This window comes from Methylophaga sp. F-2 (assembly GCF_056859315.1).
Map to the genome: position 1 here is coordinate 366,219 of NZ_JBSXOF010000015.1, position 22,000 is coordinate 388,218.

19 protein-coding genes are annotated in these 22,000 nt (G+C 46.2%); 10 read left to right on the forward strand and 9 right to left on the reverse strand.

The genetic code is table 11. The features are described from left to right. Positions 1-65 precede the first annotated feature (65 nt). Positions 66-983 carry a histone deacetylase family protein gene (locus AC13DA_RS04095; RefSeq protein WP_273183056.1) on the forward strand — a complete coding sequence of 306 codons (918 nt, stop codon included), beginning with the start codon at positions 66-68 and terminating at the stop codon, positions 981-983. Positions 984-1,053: 70 nt separating this feature from the next. On the opposite strand, the gene AC13DA_RS04100 is transcribed toward AC13DA_RS04095, so the two are convergent. Further along, the gene (locus tag AC13DA_RS04100; RefSeq protein ID WP_007144466.1) at positions 1,054-1,566 is read right to left on the reverse strand and encodes a single-stranded DNA-binding protein; all 513 of its coding nucleotides are present in this window, start codon (positions 1,564-1,566) and stop codon (positions 1,054-1,056) included. Positions 1,567-1,823: 257 nt separating this feature from the next. Then, complete coding sequence (locus AC13DA_RS04105) at positions 1,824-2,573, reverse strand: IclR family transcriptional regulator (protein ID WP_284452290.1); 750 nt, start codon at positions 2,571-2,573, stop codon at positions 1,824-1,826. Positions 2,574-2,646: 73 nt separating this feature from the next. On the opposite strand from AC13DA_RS04105, the gene AC13DA_RS04110 reads away from it, so the two are divergent. Next, complete coding sequence (locus AC13DA_RS04110; protein ID WP_284452292.1) at positions 2,647-3,792, forward strand: MFS transporter; 1,146 nt, start codon at positions 2,647-2,649, stop codon at positions 3,790-3,792. Positions 3,793-3,804: 12 nt separating this feature from the next. Here AC13DA_RS04110 and AC13DA_RS04115 read toward each other — a convergent pair whose 3' ends face one another. Continuing rightward, entirely contained in the window at positions 3,805-5,190 is a 1,386-nt protein-coding gene (locus AC13DA_RS04115; protein ID WP_040576151.1) for an MFS transporter, read from the reverse strand. A 74-nt stretch (positions 5,191-5,264) separates the two neighbouring features. Here AC13DA_RS04115 and uvrA point away from each other — a divergent pair, with 74 nt between their 5' ends. The 3 genes from uvrA to AC13DA_RS04130 all read left to right on the forward strand — a co-directional run bounded on the left by uvrA (position 5,265) and on the right by AC13DA_RS04130 (position 9,293). After that, entirely contained in the window at positions 5,265-8,087 is a 2,823-nt protein-coding gene (gene uvrA / locus AC13DA_RS04120; protein WP_284452305.1) for an excinuclease ABC subunit UvrA, read from the forward strand. Continuing rightward, entirely contained in the window at positions 8,084-8,707 is a 624-nt protein-coding gene (locus AC13DA_RS04125; RefSeq protein WP_284452293.1) for a CYTH domain-containing protein, read from the forward strand. The genes uvrA and AC13DA_RS04125 overlap by 4 nt, the downstream gene beginning before the upstream one ends. Positions 8,708-8,858: 151 nt before the next feature. Beyond that, positions 8,859-9,293 carry a host attachment protein gene (locus AC13DA_RS04130; protein ID WP_284452294.1) on the forward strand — a complete coding sequence of 145 codons (435 nt, stop codon included), beginning with the start codon at positions 8,859-8,861 and terminating at the stop codon, positions 9,291-9,293. Between the two features lie 34 nt (positions 9,294-9,327). Here the strand turns inward: AC13DA_RS04130 and AC13DA_RS04135 are convergent, their stop codons facing one another. From AC13DA_RS04135 to gshB, 3 genes are read right to left on the reverse strand one after another with little or no spacing between them, the layout of a single operon-like run. Beyond that, on the reverse strand, positions 9,328-10,350 hold the full coding sequence (locus AC13DA_RS04135) for an energy transducer TonB (RefSeq protein ID WP_284452295.1): 1,023 nt from the start codon (positions 10,348-10,350) through the stop codon (positions 9,328-9,330). 2 nt (positions 10,351-10,352) lie between these two features. Continuing rightward, positions 10,353-11,408 carry an FAD:protein FMN transferase gene (locus AC13DA_RS04140; RefSeq protein WP_273183066.1) on the reverse strand — a complete coding sequence of 352 codons (1,056 nt, stop codon included), beginning with the start codon at positions 11,406-11,408 and terminating at the stop codon, positions 10,353-10,355. After that, complete coding sequence (gene gshB, locus AC13DA_RS04145) at positions 11,405-12,352, reverse strand: glutathione synthase (RefSeq protein WP_284452296.1); 948 nt, start codon at positions 12,350-12,352, stop codon at positions 11,405-11,407. The genes AC13DA_RS04140 and gshB overlap by 4 nt, the downstream gene beginning before the upstream one ends. 182 nt (positions 12,353-12,534) lie before the next feature. On the opposite strand from gshB, the gene glyQ reads away from it, so the two are divergent. Genes glyQ through AC13DA_RS04170 form a run of 5 tightly spaced genes read left to right on the forward strand, consistent with a single transcriptional unit; the run spans position 12,535 to position 18,937 of the window. Next, positions 12,535-13,473 (forward strand): glycine--tRNA ligase subunit alpha, encoded by a 939-nt coding sequence (gene glyQ, locus AC13DA_RS04150; protein ID WP_007144477.1) that lies wholly within the window; start codon positions 12,535-12,537, stop codon positions 13,471-13,473. Beyond that, positions 13,470-15,551 carry a glycine--tRNA ligase subunit beta gene (gene glyS / locus AC13DA_RS04155; protein ID WP_284452297.1) on the forward strand — a complete coding sequence of 694 codons (2,082 nt, stop codon included), beginning with the start codon at positions 13,470-13,472 and terminating at the stop codon, positions 15,549-15,551. The genes glyQ and glyS overlap by 4 nt, the downstream gene beginning before the upstream one ends. An 11-nt stretch (positions 15,552-15,562) precedes the next feature. Continuing rightward, positions 15,563-16,105 (forward strand): D-glycero-beta-D-manno-heptose 1,7-bisphosphate 7-phosphatase, encoded by a 543-nt coding sequence (gmhB, locus tag AC13DA_RS04160; RefSeq protein WP_007144479.1) that lies wholly within the window; start codon positions 15,563-15,565, stop codon positions 16,103-16,105. Further along, a complete protein-coding gene (locus AC13DA_RS04165) occupies positions 16,102-16,845 on the forward strand; it encodes a lysophospholipid acyltransferase family protein (RefSeq protein ID WP_284452298.1) in 744 nt (247 codons plus the stop codon). The genes gmhB and AC13DA_RS04165 overlap by 4 nt, the downstream gene beginning before the upstream one ends. Before the next feature lie 10 nt (positions 16,846-16,855). Further along, positions 16,856-18,937, forward strand: a complete 2,082-nt coding sequence (locus tag AC13DA_RS04170; RefSeq protein ID WP_007144481.1) for an EAL domain-containing protein — start codon at positions 16,856-16,858, stop codon at positions 18,935-18,937. 40 nt (positions 18,938-18,977) lie between these two features. Here the strand turns inward: AC13DA_RS04170 and htpX are convergent, their stop codons facing one another. Genes htpX through AC13DA_RS04185 form a run of 3 tightly spaced genes read right to left on the reverse strand, consistent with a single transcriptional unit; the run spans position 18,978 to position 21,949 of the window. After that, positions 18,978-19,859: a protease HtpX gene (htpX, locus tag AC13DA_RS04175; RefSeq protein ID WP_273183076.1), complete on the reverse strand. Its 882-nt coding sequence runs from the start codon at positions 19,857-19,859 to the stop codon at positions 18,978-18,980. A gap of 56 nt (positions 19,860-19,915) precedes the next feature. Continuing rightward, the gene (locus AC13DA_RS04180) at positions 19,916-21,031 is read right to left on the reverse strand and encodes an ATP-grasp domain-containing protein (RefSeq protein ID WP_284452299.1); all 1,116 of its coding nucleotides are present in this window, start codon (positions 21,029-21,031) and stop codon (positions 19,916-19,918) included. 12 nt (positions 21,032-21,043) lie between these two features. Further along, positions 21,044-21,949 carry an NAD(P)-dependent methylenetetrahydromethanopterin dehydrogenase gene (locus AC13DA_RS04185; RefSeq protein ID WP_007144484.1) on the reverse strand — a complete coding sequence of 302 codons (906 nt, stop codon included), beginning with the start codon at positions 21,947-21,949 and terminating at the stop codon, positions 21,044-21,046. Between the last annotated feature and the right edge of the window lie 51 nt (positions 21,950-22,000).

The following is a 22,000-nucleotide window of genomic DNA, read 5'->3' on the forward strand; positions in this document are numbered from 1 at the left end:
ACTGGTCCATTTTCCTGATACGATTAGCTTACAAAAACTTTATTACGGTTGTTTAAGGTGTCGTTATGACTATCGCGTTTATTTCTCATGCTGACTGTGCCCTGCACGAAACGACATCATATCACCCGGACACGGCAGAAAGACTTGCTGCCATTCACGATCGTCTTATCGCCAGCGGCCTGGAAATGGTTATGCATTTTTATGACGCGCCGATGGTCACCTTACAGCAATTATGTCGTGTTCATGATGCTGATTATGTCAGTGATATCTTTCAGAAGTTGCAAGAGAATGAACGTGTTTGGCTGGATGCCGATACATTGATGGTGTCAGCGTCATTAACGGCGGCACAGCGTGGAGCCGGGGCTGTAGTAAAAGCGGTTGATTTAGTGATGAGCCAAGACGCGAATACGGCCTTTTGTTGTGTCAGACCGCCCGGTCATCACGCAGAACATAACAAAGCGATGGGCTTTTGTATATTCAATAACGTCGCTGTAGGTGTCGCTCATGCGATAGCTGAATATGGATTGCAGCGAGTGGCCATTATCGACTTTGATGCACACCATGGTAATGGCACAGAAGATATTTTCAGAGGCAATCAGCAGATACTGTTATGCAGTAGTTTTCAGCATCCTTTTTATCCCGATACTGGTGAACCGGGTAAACACGACAATATGATCAATATTGGTCTGCCTGCTGGCACCAGTGGTGAGCAATTTCGCCAACTTATTGAAGAACAATGGCTACCAGAGCTGGAAGCATTTCAACCAGAAATGATTTTTATCTCAGCTGGATTCGATGGGCATCGGGAAGACGATATGTCAGATCTGGATTTGGTGGAAGATGATTTTGCCTGGGTGACGAGTGAAGTGAAAAAAATAGCGGATAAATTTGCCCAGGGCCGGATAGTTTCAACGCTTGAAGGCGGTTATGTCATGTCAGCGTTAGGCCGCAGCGTAGCTAGTCATATTGATGCTTTGTTATGAGTGGTATCTGACGTTAAGATAATAAAAAAGCCCTGTAAAACAGGGCTTTTTTGTGATCTTTCAGAGATTCCTAGAACGGAATGTCATCATCGTAATAATCATCACCGCCACCACCATAATCAGGGCCTGCAGATGATGAGGCAGGTTGTGGTGCATTGTAACCGCCTGATTGTTGTTGTGGACGTTGGTCAAACGAGGTATCACCACCACTGTAGTTACTGCCACCGCCCTGGTTGGCACCGCCGCCGGCACCACGACTGTCCAGCATGGTCATTTCATTACCCACGATTTCCGTCGTGTATTGGTCTTGTCCTTGCTGATTTTGCCATTTACGCGTTTGAATCCGACCTTCGATATAAACCTGTGAGCCTTTGTGCAGATATTGCTGAGCGATTTCCCCCAGTTTGTTGCGTAAGACGACACGGTGCCATTCGGTGCGTTCCTGACGTTCACCGGTTTGTCTGTCTTTCCAGCTTTCTGATGTGGCAATTCGTAAATTACAAATTGAACCACCGTTTGGAAAGGCGCGGCTTTCAGGCTCTGCGCCGAGTCGTCCGACCAGAATGACCTTATTTACTGACATGGCTTGTTCCTTGGTTTAATGGGGACCGTCAAATCTGTGCTGATGTTGCTGCTGAACATCAGTCAAATGACCGTCTCAGTGTTAAAAAAATAGTTAAAAGCGTTTCTACCATCAACCACACTATTGCAGGCAGAAAAGGATTGCTAATGAGCAGGGATAATATCATCTCAGTCAGACATTCCCAATATCAAAATAGAAGGTCCAGTGTGATGTGTTGTCTCAGGTGGGGTGTTTGGAAGAGATAAGGATAATCTGCTTTAGCGCTTGAGTACTTCTTCAACTTCAGCTTGACACTGTAGTAATGCTGAAGTCACTTCTGTCATGTTTTTGTTGAAACGAATTACGGGTAATGCGACTGCAATGGCATAGCGCTCTGCTAGCGAGGATTGAATGCTGACACCTACAGCGCAAACTCCTTCAGCATGTTCTTCAATATCAACTGCCCAGCCATTTTTACGAATCAAATCCAGGTCACGAAAGAGCGTGTCATAGGATACGTGGCTGGACTTTGTGCGCTGTATCCATTTGTCACCAATGACAGTTTTGACTTCTTCATTACTGAGCGTTGCCAGTATCGCTTTGCCATGAGCCGATGTGTAAACAGGGAAGGCTGTCCCCACCGGGGACATGACGCGAAGTTCCTGATCACTGGCTATTTGATCGATGGATAAGGAGTATTGCCCCCGAAACACGCAGACATCTACGGTTTCTCTTGTTCGTCTGGCCAATGTATCGATGTGGGGTTTGGCGACGCTGATGAAGTCAGTGTGCGCAGTATGCGTCATCTGTAATAAGGCCGCACCAAGTTGTATACCCTGACGAGTGTGAATTACCAAAGACGCTTGTTCTAAAGACGACACCAAACGATGAACAGTAGATCGTGGTAACTCAACGCGTTTGGCTAATGCTGTGATGCTGATTCCTTGTGGATAGTGTTGTAATGCTTTGAGTATCGTGGCGGCACGCGAAATAACCTGACTATGATTGTGTTTGCTTTGATCGACCATCATTTTATCCATTATTGACACAGGGAGTCTAACATATGACTATCACCGATATATGAAATAAAGTGACCGTATAGTGGATAAAAGTTCAAGACAAGCAAACCGGTTAACCGGCATCACATTACTCGCAGTATCCTCGCTTACCATCATGGTGGGATGTATTCTGCTGCCAGGCTTACCGTTGATTGCTACTCAGCTCGGAATTTCTTCTGATCCTGGCTGGTTGATTACCATGCCATCGCTAGGGGTGATCCTGTTTGGCCCAGCTGCAGGAAAATTGATGCAAAAAGTCGGGGCTTACAACGCGCTTTGTGTCGGTTTGGCTCTCTATGGGCTAATCGGTATGGCAGGTTTTTTGTTCAAAGATTCCATATTCATTCATGTTGACCGCCTATTACTCGGCGCTGCCACTGCGGTGGTTATGGCATCTGGTACGGCATTAATTGCCCACTTTTATCAAGGGCAAGAAAGGTTACAGATGATCGCAAAACAAGGTATGTCGATAGAGGTAGGTGGTGTCATCTTTCTTGCTGTAGCCGGACTGTTAACCGCACAGGCATGGTTCTGGCCATTTTATCTTTACGCTATTGCCTGGCTCATCTTAGTCATGGTGGTGTTGTATGTGCCAGCGATGACAGGTCTTGAGAAAACACAAACAGATACTGCCGAAGTAAGAGTGAGCCGAGAGCAACGTTGGGTGTTAGCACTGGCTTTGATATCCATGCTGATCTTTTTCATCACCACCATTACCCTGCCTGTACAACTGCATCAATCGGGTGTCAGTGAGACTACAGCAGGATTTTATCTGGCGTTTATTTCATTTATGGCCGTGATAGGCGCTTTTTTTATGCCAAAGGTAGTTGAACGTTTGCAGGAAAAGTCGACGCTGATTGCTGCTTATAGTCTCTACGGTATTGCCCAGATATTGTTTGCCTTCACCAATTCTTGGTTCACTCTCATACTAGCGGCCGTTGCCATGGGGATGGGATTTGGATTATCAATACCGTTGGTAAATCACATCACTATTGAATTGAGTGATTCCAGCATCAGGAATAAACAATTAGCCTATTTATCCATGGCGATATTTTCAGGTCAGTTTCTGTCATCAGTGTTGGCAGAAATGATTGACGACCACTTGGCGTTGTATCTTTGTACAACTTTTCTAGCATTTATCACCGCCATCACATTAATAGCAATGAGAGGACTGCGGTTTCGAGCCTGATTTCTGCACTCCTTAATGCCGTGAAGCAAAGGCTTCCAGTTCTTCCATATTAATTTCATCGGGCGAATATTTGACGTAAGCCACTTGCTCTTCCGGCACCATGACAGCTTCTTTTACACCGTAGATGGCTGTTAATTGTTGAATGAAGTCAGTGGAATTATTCATGGTCGCCTCACTCAGATGAATGATCTTACTGCTGTAGTGTTTCGGTGCCTGCATAGGGAAAACCAGTAATAACCATATGACGACCAGTACGACACTGGCGACAAAAATCCCTTCCAGACCGAAGATGCCATAAAGCGTACCGCCCATAGCGCCACCAATAAATGCACCTACAAATTGGGCACTGGAGTAAACCCCCATCGCTGTCCCTTTATTTTCCAACGGACTGAGCTTTGACATCATCGATGGCAGGCTGGCCTCGAGAATATTGAACGCAGAAAAAAACAACCAAAGACAGATTAGGATCGCGGTTAATGAGTGAGCAAAAAATGCCCAACCCAGCTCAGCCAGGCCTATCACGGCAATGGCACCGATGAAAACGGGTTTCATTTTGCGTTTTTTTTCAGCGATGATGATAAATGGCACCATTGTGAAAAAAGCTAAAAGCAGCACTGGCATATAAGCCATAGCATGCTGGCTTTTATCCAGTCCAGCCACATCCTGTAAAGCATGAGGTAAAGCGAAAAAGCTGGTGGTAAGCAGTAAATGCAGCAACATAATGCTCAGCACTAAACGCATGATTTGTTTGTTACCAAACACTTTCCCAAATTGCTTGGGGACAGGTCCAAGATCGGTATGCATCATCAAACGTTTAGGGGTAGGTACCCATAAGTGCAAAATACCGATACCGGCGATGGCGAGCAGCGCTGTCGCCCAGAAAATACCTGATAAACCAACCCAATGTTCGAGAATAGGACCGGTTGCCAGCGCGACAGAGAATGATAGACCGATACTAATACCGATACTGGCCATCGCTTTGGTACGCTGTTCATCGCGGGTTAGATCTGCTGTTAAAGCCATGATTGCGGCGGCGATGGCTCCACTACCCTGCAATAGGCGTCCGACAATAACCATCTCAATAGAGTGTGCCATTGCAGCAATCACACTGCCGGCCGCAAATAAAAGTAAGCCGATAGTGATAACGCGCTTACGGCCAATCTTGTCGGATAACATGCCAAATGGAATTTGCAGTAGCGCCTGAGTCAGTCCGTATGCGCCAATCGCAATACCGATGAGCATGGGGGTACTGCCCGTGTATTGATGTGCCGATATCGAAAAAACCGGCAAGATCATGAATAAGCCCAGCATTCTCAAGGCAAATATCAACGAAAGCCCTGAAATGCTCCGCTTTTCCAGCGAGGTCAATGAGTTTGTTGTAGTTTGTTTTTGCGTCATGGTAGTCGGACAGAGTATATTGATCCGTTTGATTTTACTACGGAATCCTGATGAAAAATATAAGCGTTCCCGGGATGAAAAATATAAGCATTCGTGGGGCTCGTACCCATAATCTTAAAAATATTGACCTGGACCTGCCTAGAGATGCTCTGATTGTTATCACTGGCTTGTCTGGTTCGGGAAAATCCTCGCTTGCCTTCGACACATTATACGCAGAAGGACAGCGTCGATATGTAGAATCCTTGTCAGCATACGCCAGACAGTTCTTATCGATGATGGAAAAGCCGGATGTGGATCATATTGAAGGCCTGTCTCCTGCGATATCAATCGAGCAAAAATCCACGTCACATAATCCGCGCTCAACGGTGGGCACCATTACCGAGATTTATGACTATTTGAGATTGTTATTTGCTCGTGCTGGTGAACCGCGCTGCCCGACACATCATCAGCCACTGGCGGCGCAAACCGTCAGTCAAATGGTCGATGCGGTGCTGGAGATGCCTGAAGGTAAACGTTTGATGTTGATTGCGCCGGTGATTCAGGACCGTAAAGGCGAGCACCGTGATGTGCTGGAAGAGCTGCGTATTAAAGGCTTCGTTCGTGCACGAGTAAATGGTCAGGTTATCGAGCTTGATGATCCGCCCGAATTAGAACTGCGCAAAAAACACACGATTGAAGCCGTAGTAGATCGTTTTAAAGTACGCGCGGATATTCAGCAACGTTTGGCAGAATCATTTGAAACCGCGCTGGCTATGGCTGATGGCGTCGCCAAAGTGGTATCAATGGATGATGAATCTGATGAGACTTTGTTCTCAGCACGCTTTGCTTGTCCAGAATGTGGTTATTCGATTTCCGAATTAGAGCCGCGCATGTTCTCGTTTAACAATCCTGCTGGTGCCTGTCCGACCTGTGATGGTTTGGGTGTGAAGCAGTTTATTGATCCTGTGCGTGTGGTGACTCATCCCGAATTAAGTCTGGCGGCGGGAGCGATTCGTGGCTGGGACCGTCGTAATGCTTACTACTACCAACTGATGTTATCGCTGGCGGAACATTATAAATTTGATCTGGAGACACCCTTTCAGGAATTGTCCGATGATGTGCGTGAAGTCATTCTGTATGGTAGCGGCAAAACACAGATCGCCTTCAACTACATGGGTGACCGCGGTAAGACAGTGAGCCGCAAACATCCGTTTGAGGGTGTCATTCCGAATATGCAGCGCCGTTATCATGAAACAGAATCAAACAGCGTTCGTGAAGATCTGGCTAAGTTCCATTCCATTCGGGCTTGTCCAGAGTGTCACGGGGCGAGATTGACGTTGGCTTCGCGTAATGTATTTGTCAATGAAATTACATTACCTGAAGTCACGGCGATGCCGATTGGCGAAGTGAGTACTTTCTTTGAAACACTCACCTTACCGGGTAAACGCGGTGAAATTGCAGAAAAAATTGTCACTGAAATTTCGGCGCGTCTCAGCTTTTTGGTCAATGTCGGCCTTGATTATCTGAATCTGGCACGTAGTGCAGAAACTTTATCTGGTGGTGAAGCTCAGCGAATTCGTTTAGCCAGTCAGATTGGAGCTGGTCTGGTGGGGGTCATGTACATTTTGGATGAACCTTCAATTGGTCTGCATCAGCGCGATAATGACCGTCTGCTGGAAACCTTAACCCGACTACGCGATCTGGGTAATACAGTCATCGTGGTCGAGCATGATGAAGACGCGATCCGCATGGCAGATTTTGTGCTGGATATTGGTCCGGGCGCCGGTGTGCACGGTGGACAAATTGTGGCACAGGGCACGCCTGAAGAAATCATGAAAAGTGAAGAGTCACTGACCGGGCAGTATCTGTCAGGACGCAGAAAAATTGAGGTGCCGGCGAAACGTCAACAACCTCATGCGGGTCGTGTGATTGGTTTAAGAGGTGCCTGTGGCAATAATCTGAAAAATGTGGATATTGATGTACCGATTGGTCTGATGACCTGTGTTACCGGTGTGTCTGGCTCCGGTAAATCAACCCTGATCAATGAAACCTTATTAAAACTGACCGCCAAAAATTTAAACGGTAACTCTGAAGAACCCGCACCGCATTCTGAAATTATCGGTTTAGAGCAGCTCGATAAAGTGGTGGCGATTAACCAAAGTCCGATTGGTCGTACACCACGTTCAAACCCGGCTACCTATACCGGTTTATTTACCCCTATTCGTGAATTATTCGCTGGCACGCCAGAAGCACGCTCACGTGGTTATGGTCCTGGTCGCTTTAGTTTTAATGTCAAAGGTGGCCGTTGTGAAGCGTGTCAGGGCGATGGTCTGATTAAAGTGGAGATGCACTTCCTGCCTGATATTTATGTGCCATGTGATGTGTGTAAAGGCGAGCGCTATAACCGCGAAACATTGGATATCCGTTATAAAGGTAAAACGATTACCGAAGTGCTGGATATGACCATCGAAGAAGCCAACGTCTTTTTCGAAAACATCCCGGTCGTCGCCAAAAAGCTACAGACATTGATTGATGTCGGACTGACGTATATCAAACTGGGACAAAATGCGACGACCTTGTCCGGCGGTGAGGCGCAGCGTGTCAAATTAGCCAAAGAGTTATCCAAACGTGATACCGGTAAAACCTTATATGTGTTGGATGAACCAACCACCGGCTTACACTTTTTCGATATTGAACAGCTACTGAAAGTCCTGCACAGCCTGCGTGACCGCGGTAATACCATTGTGGTGATTGAGCATAATCTGGATGTCATCAAAACCGCAGACTGGATTATTGATATGGGACCTGAGGGCGGTGCGCGTGGCGGTGAAGTGCTGGCTGTGGGTACCCCAGAAGAGGTGGCAGAACATCCGTCTTCATACACTGGCAAATATTTAAAACCCTTACTGAACTTATGAGTCTAGAACAAGAAATAAAACTTCAGGTCACCCAGGCTGAGTCTCTTCTGTTACATGAAATAGACTGGCTCAAAAAACGTTTGATCCAAGATGTGTATCAGCAGCATTTATTGAGCACCTATTTTGATACGGCTGATAAAGCCTTGATGAACTTTGGTGTGGGTCTGAGATTGCGTCAAATCGGTGAACAGTGGCTGCAAACGGTGAAATGCAGTGGAAAAGCCAGTTCTGGTTTGCATGAACGTCAGGAGTGGGAGCATGAATTAGAAGCGCCAGAATTTGACCTTGAGCGTCTGGCTGAAACCGCTATCGCGCCATTACTGGAGCAGGAGCAGGTATGGAATGCTATTCAGCCAGTGTTCACCACAGAGTTTGAACGTGATGTTTGGTTGTTGAGGTTAGAGGCTGACACCGTGGTTGAACTGGCTTATGACCGGGGCGAAGTCAGAGCGGGTGACAAACAAGTCGCGATTCATGAAATTGAATTGGAATTAAAGCAGGGGCAAATAGACATTTGCCAAAAATTAGCCGATCAGCTCAAGGCCGCTCTCCCGCTTGAATACAGCAATATCAGTAAAGCGGGTCTGGGATATGGCTTGTCGCAAGGTGCTGATAAGTAAAGAATTGTTTGGAAATGTTAAGTAACAGACAAAGGCGATCTTGTCTGTTATAGTCGAACCATTGCTTCTATCAAGTTAATGATGATGCAGGGTGATTTCCCGCTTATTGCTCTGTGTTGCTTGTTTCCCCAAGCGAGAAGGAGAATCGACTATGAAGAAAAAGTGGATCGTTGTCGCCGAGAGCAGTCGTGCTCGGATTTTTTCTGTTGAGAGTCGGACTAGTCCACTCAAGGAAATCGATGACATGATCAATACTTCCAGCCGTGCCCAGAACCAGGAATTGGTTTCTGATATGCCGGGACGAAGCTTTGATAGTCATGGTGCTGGAGGGCGTCACGCCATGGAATCCAGAACAGAACCTAAAAAGCACGAAATGCAGATGTTTGCCCATGACCTAAGTGAACGTCTGGAAAGCGCTCGCCGAACCGGTGATGTCAACGACCTGGTTTTGATTTCCCCACCCAGTTTTCTGGGGGCACTCAAGCAGCAAATGGGTGAAGTGACACAGAAATATATCAGTCAAACCATCAACAAAAACTTTATCAATAAAAGCGAACAAGAAATTCGCCAGTATTTATTTCACTAAAATTCAAGCCGGTAGCGATGGTTACCGGCTTTTTTTATCTTGTCGATAAACCGCGACCGGTTTCAAACTTCCAGGTACGAATCACGGTCAGCATATCGTTATTTTTCAGCACATCTTTGGGAATGGCGGCATAAGGCGCACCCAGTCGCACGATTTTGACGGCAGCATCATCCAAAACTTTATGTCCTGATGAACGTGATACGACGATGCCACCCGCCGGTACACTGCCATCCGGATTAATATCTACAGATAGCATCAGACTGCCACTCAGGCCTTTTTGCCTGGCTTCCTGAGGGTAGTTCATATTACCGATGCGCTCGACTTTCATTTCCCAGGCTTTCATATAGGCTGCGGCAGCAAACTCTTTGGTCGAGGCTGAAATGCGTCGCTTTTTAGGCCTTTCACTTAACGCCTTGGTGCTTTTATCGAGTTTTTCCTGAAGCTCACTTATTTCACTTCTGGCCTGCATCATCAAATCACGGGCAGAAATTTCGGGCTTAGCCACTTCTTCAGGTTCTGCCTCAGTTTCAGCAGCGATTTCCGCTGTCTCTGTTTTTTCTACCTTGCGTTCCGCTTTTTCCTGAGTGAGCTTTTTCACTGGCTTCTCAGGTTTCGGCACTGGCTTTGCCTTGGGCTGAGGTTTGGGTTTTTGCACCTCAGGTTTCGGCTCGACCACTTTTGGCTCTGGCGGTGTTGGTTCTGGTGCTGGTGGTTGAACGGCGACGGTTTCCGTCTCGGTGACCGTTTCTGTTTTTTGCACTGGGGGGGGGGCAGAAGGTTGGTCTTCAGTGAGCGGTACAGGTATGTCTTTTGTTGGCACTGGGGTAGGCGTATCAAGTTCCCCCCCGCCTTCATTATTTGCCTGAGCCAGAAAGTCCGCTTCTTCTGGCTTGATTTTGTCTTGTTGTTTCACCAGCGTGATATCAAGATTGTTCGCTGGTGAGTTGGAGGGCTTAGAAAACACATCAAAGCTCACACCCAGCACAATCACCAGATGCAGGATGACTGAAAACAGCAGAGTAAAAATGAGTCGATCTGATGATGCGCTGGTTGCCATAGCTATGGAGTCGTTGTTGAGCCTATTTCACGTAAAATCGGTTGAGTTGATTTGTCAGTAAAATGAATTTTTTTCTGCATGGACGGGGTCATTTCAACTTGACCATCGGCACGAACAATCATGACTTCTTTAATACCCATTGAAGCGGCGATTTCCGGCCAGTCTTTACCGGCCACAATTAATGCTGTCGCTGCGGCATCAGCACGGGCGGCCTGCTGGTGAATCACTGTCGCAGAAATATTATCGCGTGCGGGGTAACCGGTTCTTGGATCCAGAATATGAGGATAGCGTTTGCCCTCATAGGTAAAGAAACGTTCATAGTCACCCGAAGTAAATACGCTTTCGTCACCGGATACGGCTACAGAGGCGAGCATAGCGCCTTCTTTACGAGGATGGCGGATACCAATGACCCAGGGGCGGTTGCCGTGTTTACCGATAGCGCGTAAATCACCACCAATATTGATAATGGCGTTATTCACGCCTTGTTTTCTCAGGGCATCAATGGCGGCATCAACCGCAGTGCCTTTAGCAAAACCACCAAACCCCAGTTTAACCTTCGAATTGTCACTGGTCAGAATATTGTCCTTAATATGGATATCATCCATGGTGGGGGCCGCTTTTAACCAAGCGTCGATTTTATCTTGAGCAGGCGGTGGGCGTGACTCAAACCAGTCATCACGATGGTAACCCCACAGTTCAAATAATTTACCGGCAGCCGGATTAAACAGGTTATGACTTTCCTTGGCATAGGTGGCTGCCTCTTCAATAACCGTGGCCACTTCTGGTTTGATTTCGACTGGTTCGCCGTTTGCAATTGCTTTATTGATGCGGGTTAAGGTGCTGGGTTTCCATGCATGCCAGGTTTCATTAATGTTATCGAAGGAGTCTTCCAGATCGGTCACTGTTTTCTCGGCAGTGTCAGCATCCACACCGTAAAGACTGACATCAATTTCAGTGCCGAAGGCATAAAATTTTGCTTGACGAGCAGCTTCTTCCTGTTCGCCGCAAGCTGTGAGTAATAAGGTCGTTAAGATAAATAAAAGGGGTATCAGTTTCATGGTAGAAGTTTGTCTATTGCAGTCATAAGATCGGCACCAATATTGATGCCAAATTGTCGATCAAGTTCACGGATACAGGTCGGACTAGTGACATTTATTTCGGTCAGATAATCACCAATCACGTCGAGCCCGACAAAAATTAAGCCTTTTTCGCGGAGTTTGGGGCCGACCTGCTCGCAGATCCAACGATCCCTGTCGGTCAATGGCCGGCCTTCAGCGCGTCCCCCTGCAGCAAGGTTGCCACGAGTTTCACCTTCAGCTGGGATGCGGGCCAGCGCGTAAGGCACCGGCTCACCGTTAATAAGTAAAATGCGTTTGTCGCCGTCTTTGATAGCCGGCAAATACTTTTGCGCCATCACCGAACGTCGCCCGTGTTCTGACAGCGTTTCGACGATAACTGAGAAATTGGGATCGCCTTGATTGATGCGGAATATAGACGCGCCACCCATGCCATCAAGCGGCTTAAGAATAATATCGCCATGTGTTTGCTGGAAGGCTTTTATCAGATGTTTTTGGCGTGTTACCAAGGTCGGAGGACAGCATTGTGGGAACCAGGCGGTAAACAGTTTTTCATTCGCATCACGCAGGCTTTGCGGATCATTGATGATAAGTACGCCAGCAGCCTGTGCTTGTTCCAGCAAGTAAGTGCTGTAGATATATTCCATATCAAACGGCGGATCCTTGCGCATCAGAATCGCATCTACATCGGTGATAGGACGGGTGACTTTTTCACCCAGTTCAAACCAGTGCTCTGGATCATCGAACACACGAAGACTGCGCATTTCAGCAAACACCTTGCCCTCTGACAGAAAAAGATCTTGCTGTTCCATATACAAAATCTGCCAGTCACGCTGCTGCGCAGCCAGCATCATCGCAAGACTGCTGTCTTTTTTGGTATTGATCCGATCGATCGGATCCATAACGATGCCAATGGTTCGTTGCATAGTCACTCTCATGATTACCTGACTCAGGGGGTGAATTGTACCTGAATGGCGGCGATGGAGTGACGAGGAAAATATGTGCTTAGGCTTTGTGCTAACAGATTTATCTGTTGTCGACCTCTACAGTCAGCTCGGTATTCGCTATAATCCCGTATGTTTTGACTTTGGATTGTGAAATCGAGCTAATGACTAAGACAGCGGTGATGAAGGCGGAAACGCCAAGAACCTTTCAGGAACTGATCCTCAGGCTGCAACAGTACTGGGCTGAGCAGGGCTGTGTGCTTCTCCAACCATACGATATGGAAGTGGGTGCCGGGACATTCCATCCAGCCACATTTTTGCGCGCAATTGGTCCGGAGCCATGGAGTGCTGCTTATGTTCAGCCTTCACGTCGTCCGACCGATGGCCGTTATGGTGAAAACCCGAACCGATTACAGCACTATTATCAGTTTCAGGTTGTGTTAAAACCATCACCTATCAACATTCAGGAGCTGTATTTAGGTTCGCTGGAAATGCTGGGGCTGGATACCGCTATCCATGATGTACGTTTTGTCGAAGACAACTGGGAATCACCCACGCTAGGTGCCTGGGGACTAGGCTGGGAAGTCTGGTTGAACGGTATGGAAGTTACACAGTTCACCTATTTCCAACAGGTTGGCGGACTGGAATGTCGCCCCGTTACCGGCGAAATTACCTATGGTCTGGAACGTATTGCTATGTACCTGCAAGGCGTGAGCAGTGTCTATGACTTAATCTGGGCCGATGGGCCTATGGGGAAAGTCACCTACGGTGACGTGTTCCACCAAAACGAAGTCGAAATGTCGACCTACAACTTCGAACATGCCGATGTGGAAAGTTTATTCACCACATTCGATACCTGTGAACGCGAAAGTCAGCGCATGATAGAAGCAGGTTTACCTCTGCCTGCCTATGAGTTGGTACTAAAAGCGTCACACACATTTAATTTACTAGATGCAAGAAAAGCCATTTCCGTGACAGAAAGACAGCGATTTATCCTCCGTGTCCGTACTTTGGCCAGAGCCGTTGCTCAGGCGTATTACGACAGACGTGAGTCATTAGGTTTCCCAATGGTTCAGTCAGCAGATAAGGAGGTGCAATCATGAGTCAGGCATATCAGGATCTGCTTATCGAATTAGGTACAGAAGAATTACCACCAAAAGCATTGCTGAAATTAAGTCAGGCGTTTCAACAGGGTGTTGAGCAGGGGCTAAAAAGTGCTGAGTTAAGCTTTGATGTAATTCGTGCCCACGCGACCCCAAGACGTTTGGCCTTGGTGATTTCGAAGTTACAAACCCAGCAAAACGATTTAACAGTAGAACGCCGTGGACCGGCTGTGACGGCGGCATTTGACGAAGATGGTAACCCGACCAAAGCGTTACAAGGCTTTGCTCGCTCTTGTGGCGTGGATGTCGATGATTTAGAAACCATGCAGACGGATAAAGGCGCGTGGCTAATTTTTAAACAACAACAAAAAGGCGCTGAAACCGCCAGTTTGCTGCCAGAGATTATTCAACAATCACTCAACGCTTTACCGATTCCCAAGCGTATGCGTTGGGGAGACTTGCCTGGCGAGTTTGTCCGGCCTGTGCATTGGTTGGTGGTATTGCTGGGCGATGATGTCGTTCCCGTCAATTTGTTAGGGTTGAATTCAGACCGCTTCACGGTCGGTCACCGTTTCCACCATCCACAGCCTATCCGAATTAGTACACCGATGACTTATGCGCCACAACTGGAAAGCGAAGGTCACGTAATGGTCGACTATGAAGCCAGAAAACAGGCGATTCACGGACAAGTCAATGAATTGGCGGCCAGCCTCGGTGGTGATGCTGTGATTAATCCGGATCTGCTCGATGAAGTGACGGGATTAGTGGAATGGCCAGTAGCTCTGGCAGGTAACTTTGACCCGCGTTTTCTGGAATTACCCGCTGAAGCGTTGATTTCTTCAATGGAAGGTCATCAGAAATATTTTGCTGTACGGGCGAAAAACGGTGATTTATTACCGCATTTCATCACCATCTGTAATATCGCCAGTCAGGATCCGGCACAAGTGATTGCTGGCAATGAACGTGTGATTTTGCCGCGCTTGAGCGATGCCGCGTTTTTCTGGGAAACCGATCGTAAATTGCCACTGGCACAACGTCAGGAACAATTAAAAACCATCGTGTTCCAGAATAAGCTTGGAACGGTTTATGACAAATCTCAGCGTGTTGCAGCCTTAGCCGCCAGTATTGCCCAGCAGATGGGTAGTGAGGCTCAATTAGCAGAGCGTGCTGCGTTATTAGCCAAATGTGATCTTGTTACAGAGATGGTTGGTGAATTCCCAGAGCTACAGGGCATTATGGGCCGTTATTACGCGCAATTGGATGGTGAGCATGCCGATGTCGCTGAAGCGCTGGATGAGCAATATCGTCCACGCTTTGCCGGTGATGATTTGCCTCAAACGGCTACCGGTATTGCTGTCAGTCTGGCTGAAAAGCTGGATACCATAGTGGGATTATTTGGTATTGGTCAGCCACCTTCAGGTGTGAAAGACCCGTTTGCTTTACGCCGGGCTGCTTTAGGCGTGCTGCGGATTATTATCGAAAATCAGTTATCGCTTGATCTGTCTCGTTTAGTCACAGAAGCGGCAAATAACTTTGTTGATATCCTGACTGAAGATGAGGTGACAACGCAGGTCATGCAGTATTTTTATGACCGTTTGCGAGGTTATGTTATCGATCAAGGCGCTAAAGCCGATGAATACGAGTCAGTGCTGGCAGTATTACCAACGCAACCTCTGGACTTTATGCAGAGAATGAAGGCGGTGGCTGAATTTAGAAAACTGGAACAAGCTGAGTCTCTGGCCGCCGGTAATAAACGTATTGGTAATATCTTACGTAAAAATGAGGCTGAGCAGGAAGGCTTAAGTGTTGATACAAACTTATTAGCCGAACCTGCCGAAAAAGCATTGGCCGATCAGGTTGTGGCTGCACAACACGCGTTGAAACCACTCTATTCAGCTTCTGATTATGCCGGTGTTTTAAATTATCTCGCCGGCATGCGTGAAACCATCGATGCTTTTTTTGAGCAAGTCATGGTAATGTCTGATGACGAGGCAGTAAGAAACAATCGCTTAGCCTTACTCAATCAAACCCGGGCACTATTTCTGGGCGTTGCCGATATTTCCTGCTTGCAGGAGTAACAGGAGCAATTATGTCGCTGATTATTCTGGACCGAGATGGCGTCATTAATCATGATTCGGATGATTTTATAAAAAATCCGGCAGAATGGGAGCCGATTGAAGGCAGCCTCGAAGCGATTGCTCGCTTAAATTATGCGGGATACCGGGTGGTGGTGATTACCAATCAGTCGGGTATCGCGCGTGGTTTATTTGATGTGGAAACCTTAAATCGTATTCATAGCAAAATGCGTCGGATGCTGGCTCAGGTCGGCGGCAAAATTGAGGCGATCATGTTTTGTCCTCATGGTCCGGAAGATGACTGTCAGTGTCGTAAACCTCAGAACGGTTCGTTTGTGGATTTAGCTCATCGTTTACGAGTGAATCTGGAAAATGTGCCTGCAGTGGGGGATTCCTTACGTGATATTCAGGCAGCGATGTTGTCACAAGCCCGACCTATCTTGGTCAAAACCGGCAAAGGTGAACGAACCTTGGCTGCAGGCATTCCGGATGGTGTTGAGGTTTATGAAGATTTGGCGAGTGTCGCCACGGCCCTATTAGAACGCAAACTGCAATGATCTATATTCGCTCCACTATTTTCTTTATTTTACATGCTGTTACAGCCGTATTGTTTTCCTGTTTAGGCGTTCTGTTATGGCCATTACCGTTTAAATGGCGTTATGCCGTGGTCAGCCAGTGGGCGAAATCCAATATCTGGCTATTGGACAAAATTTGTCAGGTAAAGCTTGAGGTCGAAGGTCGCCAAAATATAGGCGATAAGCCCGCTGTGATTATTTGTAAACATCAATCCTCGTGGGAAACGCTGGCATTACAGGCTGTTTTTCCGCCTCAGGTGTGGGTGTTGAAACGTGAATTATTCTGGATTCCGTTTTTTGGTTGGGGGCTAGCTTCTCTAAACCCTATTGCTATAGACCGCAAAGCTGGGAGAAAAGCGCTGAATCAAGTGATAGAACAAGGCTTGGATCGGTTAAGCTCTGGTGCCTGGGTGGTTATTTTTCCTGAAGGCACAAGAATAGCGAAAGGGTATATTGGTCGCTTTGGTATTGGCGGTGCCAGACTTGCAAAAGAAACCGGATATCCTGTTATTCCGGTGTGTCATGATGCCGGTAAATCATGGCCTAAACATGGGTTTTTGAAATATCCCGGTGTGATAAAAATGACGATAGGCAAAAAGGTGGCTACTGATAGCCTCTCTGCAGCCGAGTTAAATCAACAGTTGTTTGACTGGATGGAACTGCAACAGACCAAACTGGAAGGGAAGAAACCGATGCTTCTGGATAAAAAGAAAGAACAATAAGGTGGCGACTGTGGCGAGAGCAGAAGGCATTTTACGAGTACTAATTATTGATAGTTCTTTGACGGATGCAGACGTGATTGTCAATGTGCTGCGTAGTGCTGGTCATGCTGTGCGGGCGACAAGGGAAGATAAGCCTGCCGCGATTGAAAAATTGTTATCAGCCCAGAATTGGGAACTCATCTTATGCCGCGAGCATGTCGCTGATGTCCAGCCGATGGATATCCTCAATCTGATTCAACATTTAGATAAAGATTTGCCTTGTATCATCATTACCGATGATAAAACACATGAAGCTGACTATTTCACAACAAACGCGAAAGATATTGTGTTGTTTGAGGATAAACAGCGCCTGCAATTTGTGATTAATCGTGAGATTGATAATCTTTTCATAAGACGTCTGGCACGACGTAATGAACGAGCGCTCAGAGAGAGTGAGAAGCGCTCCAAAACGCTTTTAGATAGCTCCAGAGATGCTGTCGCTTATATGCATGAAGGAATGCATATTTATGTTAACCAGGCCTACTTAAACTTATTTGGTTATCACGAATCTGAAGATGTTGCCGGATTACCTATTCTGGATTTATTTAGTGCAGATGATCATCCTAAGTTTAAAGCCGTGTTCAGGCAATTTACGGAACAACCTGATGCGCCCCCGGTAACCCTCATGGGTAATGGTCTTACAGCTGAGGGTGTTACGTTTAAAGCAGAAATTCAGTTCAGTCATGCCCGGGTAGAAGGCGAGGATTGCACACAGGTTGTAATTCGTGATGACACGGTAATCAATGAGCAAACAGCGCCTGTGGTCACGCTTATTGATGAGCATGATCAGCTCACCGGCTTATACAACCGTAGCCGCTTTATTGATGAGTTGGAAAAAACGGTTCGTCGTGCTGCTGAGGGTGAAGGTGATGCACAGCTTTTATATCTGACATTGGATGACTTTTTATCCATTAAAGAAAAAGTAGGATTAGGTACCAGTGAAGTTATTCTAAAAAGTGTATCTGACTTGTTACAGAATAATCTTGCTGAACATGAAGTTATTGGTCATTACGGTGATCAGGTATTTACGATAATTGTTCCTCATCATGATGACGCCTATATTGATGAGCGAGCTGAATCTTTCCGCAGAACCATCGATGATTATGTGTCGCATGTGGCGGGTAAAACGATTGATTTACACTGTAGTGTTGGTATCGCCCGAATCAATGAAAGTCAGCTAACGGCTGAGGCTGTATTGGAAAATGCAGATAGAGCGGCGATGAAAGCACAGCATGCGGGTGGTAATCAGGTGATGCGTTTTCATGCTCAAAGCAGTGAAATTGAACAACAGTCGAGCGAAGTCTGGCACAAACAGCTGCAAACAGCACTGCAGGAAGATAAGTTCACTTTGTTTTATCAACCTATTGTGAGTTTACATGGAGAAGAACAGGAATTTTATGAGGTACTACTCCGACTCCAGGTGAATGATGAATTTATTGCTGCGGATAAATTTATTCATCATGCCGTTCAGTTAAAAATGATGACGGAAATTGATAAATGGGTAATTCGAAGTGCGTTAAAGGCATTAACCATTCATCGTCAACGGTTTCCTAAAACACGCTTCTTTATCAAGTTATCTGAACAAAGTCTGCATGAAGAAGCTTTTGTTGATTGGTTGTCTGCGTCATTATCCGCTCAACAGCTGACAGCTCGGTCTCTCATTTTTGAAGTAAGTGAGACAATGGCGATTGATAATGTTGAGCAAGTGAGTCATGTTATCGAGCGTTTACAGAGTTTAGGCTGTGAGTTTGGTCTGGAACATTTCGGCTCCGGCATCGATTTCTCCAATAGTCTCAAAGCGTTTAATGTCGATTATTTAAAGATCAACGGCACGTTTGTCGAAAATATGGCACATGATGCTGAAAATCAGGCGGCTGTTAAAGCGATTATTGAGATGACAAAAGAAGCGGGTAAACGCTCGATCGCTGAGTTTGTATCTGATGCTAATAGTCTAGCTCTATTGTGGCGTTTAGGCGTAGATTATGCCCAAGGCTATTATATTCATGAACCGTCAGCAGAGATGAACTATAACTTTGAAGATGATGAGCTTTAACGTAAAAAAAGCCGGGCTTGCCCGGCTTTTTTATTGATCATTATCGGTTTCCACGTAAGGCGTTGATGCGCTCTTCTAACGGTGGATGCGTCATAAATAATGCTGACAGCCCGCCGCCTTTGCCTCCGGAGATGCCCATAGCGTGAAGCTGATCAGGTAATGGTTCGGTTGATGTGCCTGCTAAACGTTGCAGTGCGGCCACCATCTTGGGAGCGCCGACCAGACTGGCAGCACCGGCATCAGCTCTGAATTCACGCTGACGGCTGAACCACATCACGATGATACTCGCCAGAATACCAAGCACTAGCTCGGCAATAATTGAAGTGATCCAGAATGCCGGGCCATGGCCACGTTCTACCTTAAATACGGTTCTATCGACGAGATGACCAATGACGCGAGATAAAACAATAACAAAGGTGTTCACGACACCCTGAATTAAGGCCATTGTCACCATATCCCCGTTAGCGATATGGCTTACTTCATGAGCCAGTACGGCTTCTACTTCATCCTGAGTCATGGATTGCATAAGACCTGTGCTTACGGCAACAAGTGCATTATTCTTGTTCGCACCGGTTGCGAAGGCATTCGGTTGTGGAGAGTTGTAGATAGCGACTTCTGGCATACCAATATTCGCTTGTTGTGCTAAGCGTTTAACGGTATTGACCAGCCAGCGTTCTGTGTCATTTTTTGGTTGCTCAATGACCTGGGCGCCTGTCAGATGTTTAGCTGTCCATTTTGAGATAAGCAGCGAAATGATGGAGCCACTGAAACCAATAACGGCTGCATAGATAATCAAGGCATTCATATCAAGGCCTGCACCTTGCTCATCCAATAGACTGTCAATGCCCAGCAATCTCATTGTAATGCTTAATACGGCGAGTACAGCTATATTGGTGCCAAGAAAAAGTAATATGCGTTTCATGCATTCAATCCTGTCTTAATGAATCATGGTTAATATGGGTAGAGTCCCTGCTATTTTCAAGCAGGATAAAGACAATTTTTCACTATCTCAGTTTCCAGTTGATGACGAATATTCTGGCACGCATGTTCGAACTCAGTATCGATGACTAATGTACAGATAGGTTGATCTGAATGAATCATCTGCTGGTCAGAAGGAATATCGTGAGCCTGAGGTGGCCAGTTTGCTTTTTCACGAACACGATAATTTTTATCAGCAAACAAATAAGATAATGTTCGTATGCTATGTTTTTGTATGTCTTGATAAGCTAGATTATCTGCTTGGGTGCTCATACAAGCCTGAATATGTCTGCGTAAAATATCACCTGAGTTGGAATAGAGTTCTGCTGAGGCAGATAGCCTTGGATTCAATTCAAGAATGTAGATATTGTCTGCCTCATCGATTAGAAAATCGAGACTGCCAAACCCTTTAAAACCCGTTGCTGTAATGAGTTGCTGTAACGCTGTGCTTACTTTTTGTTGTGAAGATGGATTGAGAGCAATCTGGTTAGTAAGCTGTTGTAAGGTGAAGGTGTGTTTGTCATGAATCTGTTCATTAAAACCAAGGACTGAAGCAGCCTTTCCATCAGCAATAAAGCTTACTGAAGCAGATTTACCTTCGATATATTCCTGGAAAATCACCTGTTCATCAGAGTAAAGATTGGTGTGTTTAATATGTGTTCCCCCACAACTCTTCATATCCTTACTGAGCCAGCGCCTTTTATTTTTGTCTGGAGGGCTGATGAGGTGAGTTTCAGGATAAGGAATACCTAGTCTGTCGAGTAATGGAAAAAACTGATCAGCTGAGCGTAGTTGTTCAAAAGTATGGAAGGTATTGCCTAATGGTTGAATATGAGGGGGTAACTGTTCCAGAACAGGGTAAAAACGTTCGATTCCAGCGCCACAAATCAACATACACGGCTGCTGTTGGCTCAGAGAATCAAGCGATGAGAGCAAGGAGGCTATTGTGAGTTTATCTAACGAAGGTAAGCGAAGTAATCGATCGGAAACGCGCTGGGTATCTGTATCTGCAAAACAGTCCGCAACCCAGGTCTGGTAACCGAGTTGGGCCGCGGACTGTGCAATAAATCGAGCAGTTTGCGCAAATATGAGTAAAGGTAACTGCCCTTGTGGCATAGCCTGACTGTGTTAAACCAGTTTACGCGCACCTTCAAAAGCATTACGGAAATCAAGATATACAGGTTTTTCTGATTCTAGGGTTTCTCTCAGTAAAGCTTGCTGTAATTTGTATTTAATATCACCAATAGCCAAGGCACCAATCCCTACTGCATCAGGTGAATTCGTAGCATGAGTCAGAGGTGCACCAAAGTCCATTAATTTAACGCCTTCAATACCCAGAGGTGAAACCGCATTGACATCACCAGCAACTTTGAGTTTTGTCGCATCACGAAGTACAGAAGCATTTAACACTTGAACACCGGCTTTTGCCGCACAGAAAACGATATCTGCATCAGATAATAGACGAGCCTTGTCAGCATCAGATGCTGCCGTTGTTCCACGTAAATCGACGCCGTAACGTTTTTTAGCTTCTGCTGCAAATTCAAGTGCTGTATCAATAGAAAAGTGATCAACAATCGCAGTTTCAGCACCTTGGAGTGCAGCAATGACTGCTGTGGCAATACCTACTGGACCTGTTCCACCAAATACAACGGCTTTAGCCCCTTTTAATTCTTGCTGAAATTTGCTTTTTAGTTCACGTTCGACACAAGCAACCAAAGCTGCTGCAGTGGTAAATGCACCACTTGGATCTGCAAATACTGAAATCTCAAATGGTGGCACCATCGATTTTTTGGCTGAATCCAGCATGTCCATGGCTAATCCGATATCACGGCCACCAATGAACATTCCTGTTTTTTTCACGCCAGAAGGGCCACGGGAAAATATGGCATCTTGAGTTAATCCTGCGACTTCACTCAACTCAACATGAGAGTATGGAATGAGTACATCGTAACCAGCGTCTAACGCCATGTTAATGTCAAAAGGGCTGTTATGCTTCATTGGATTGAGCATGTGAATAATCGAACGTTTGGACATAATTAATCCTTATAATAAAATCAAATTACGGCTGGAGTTGTGATAATAGCC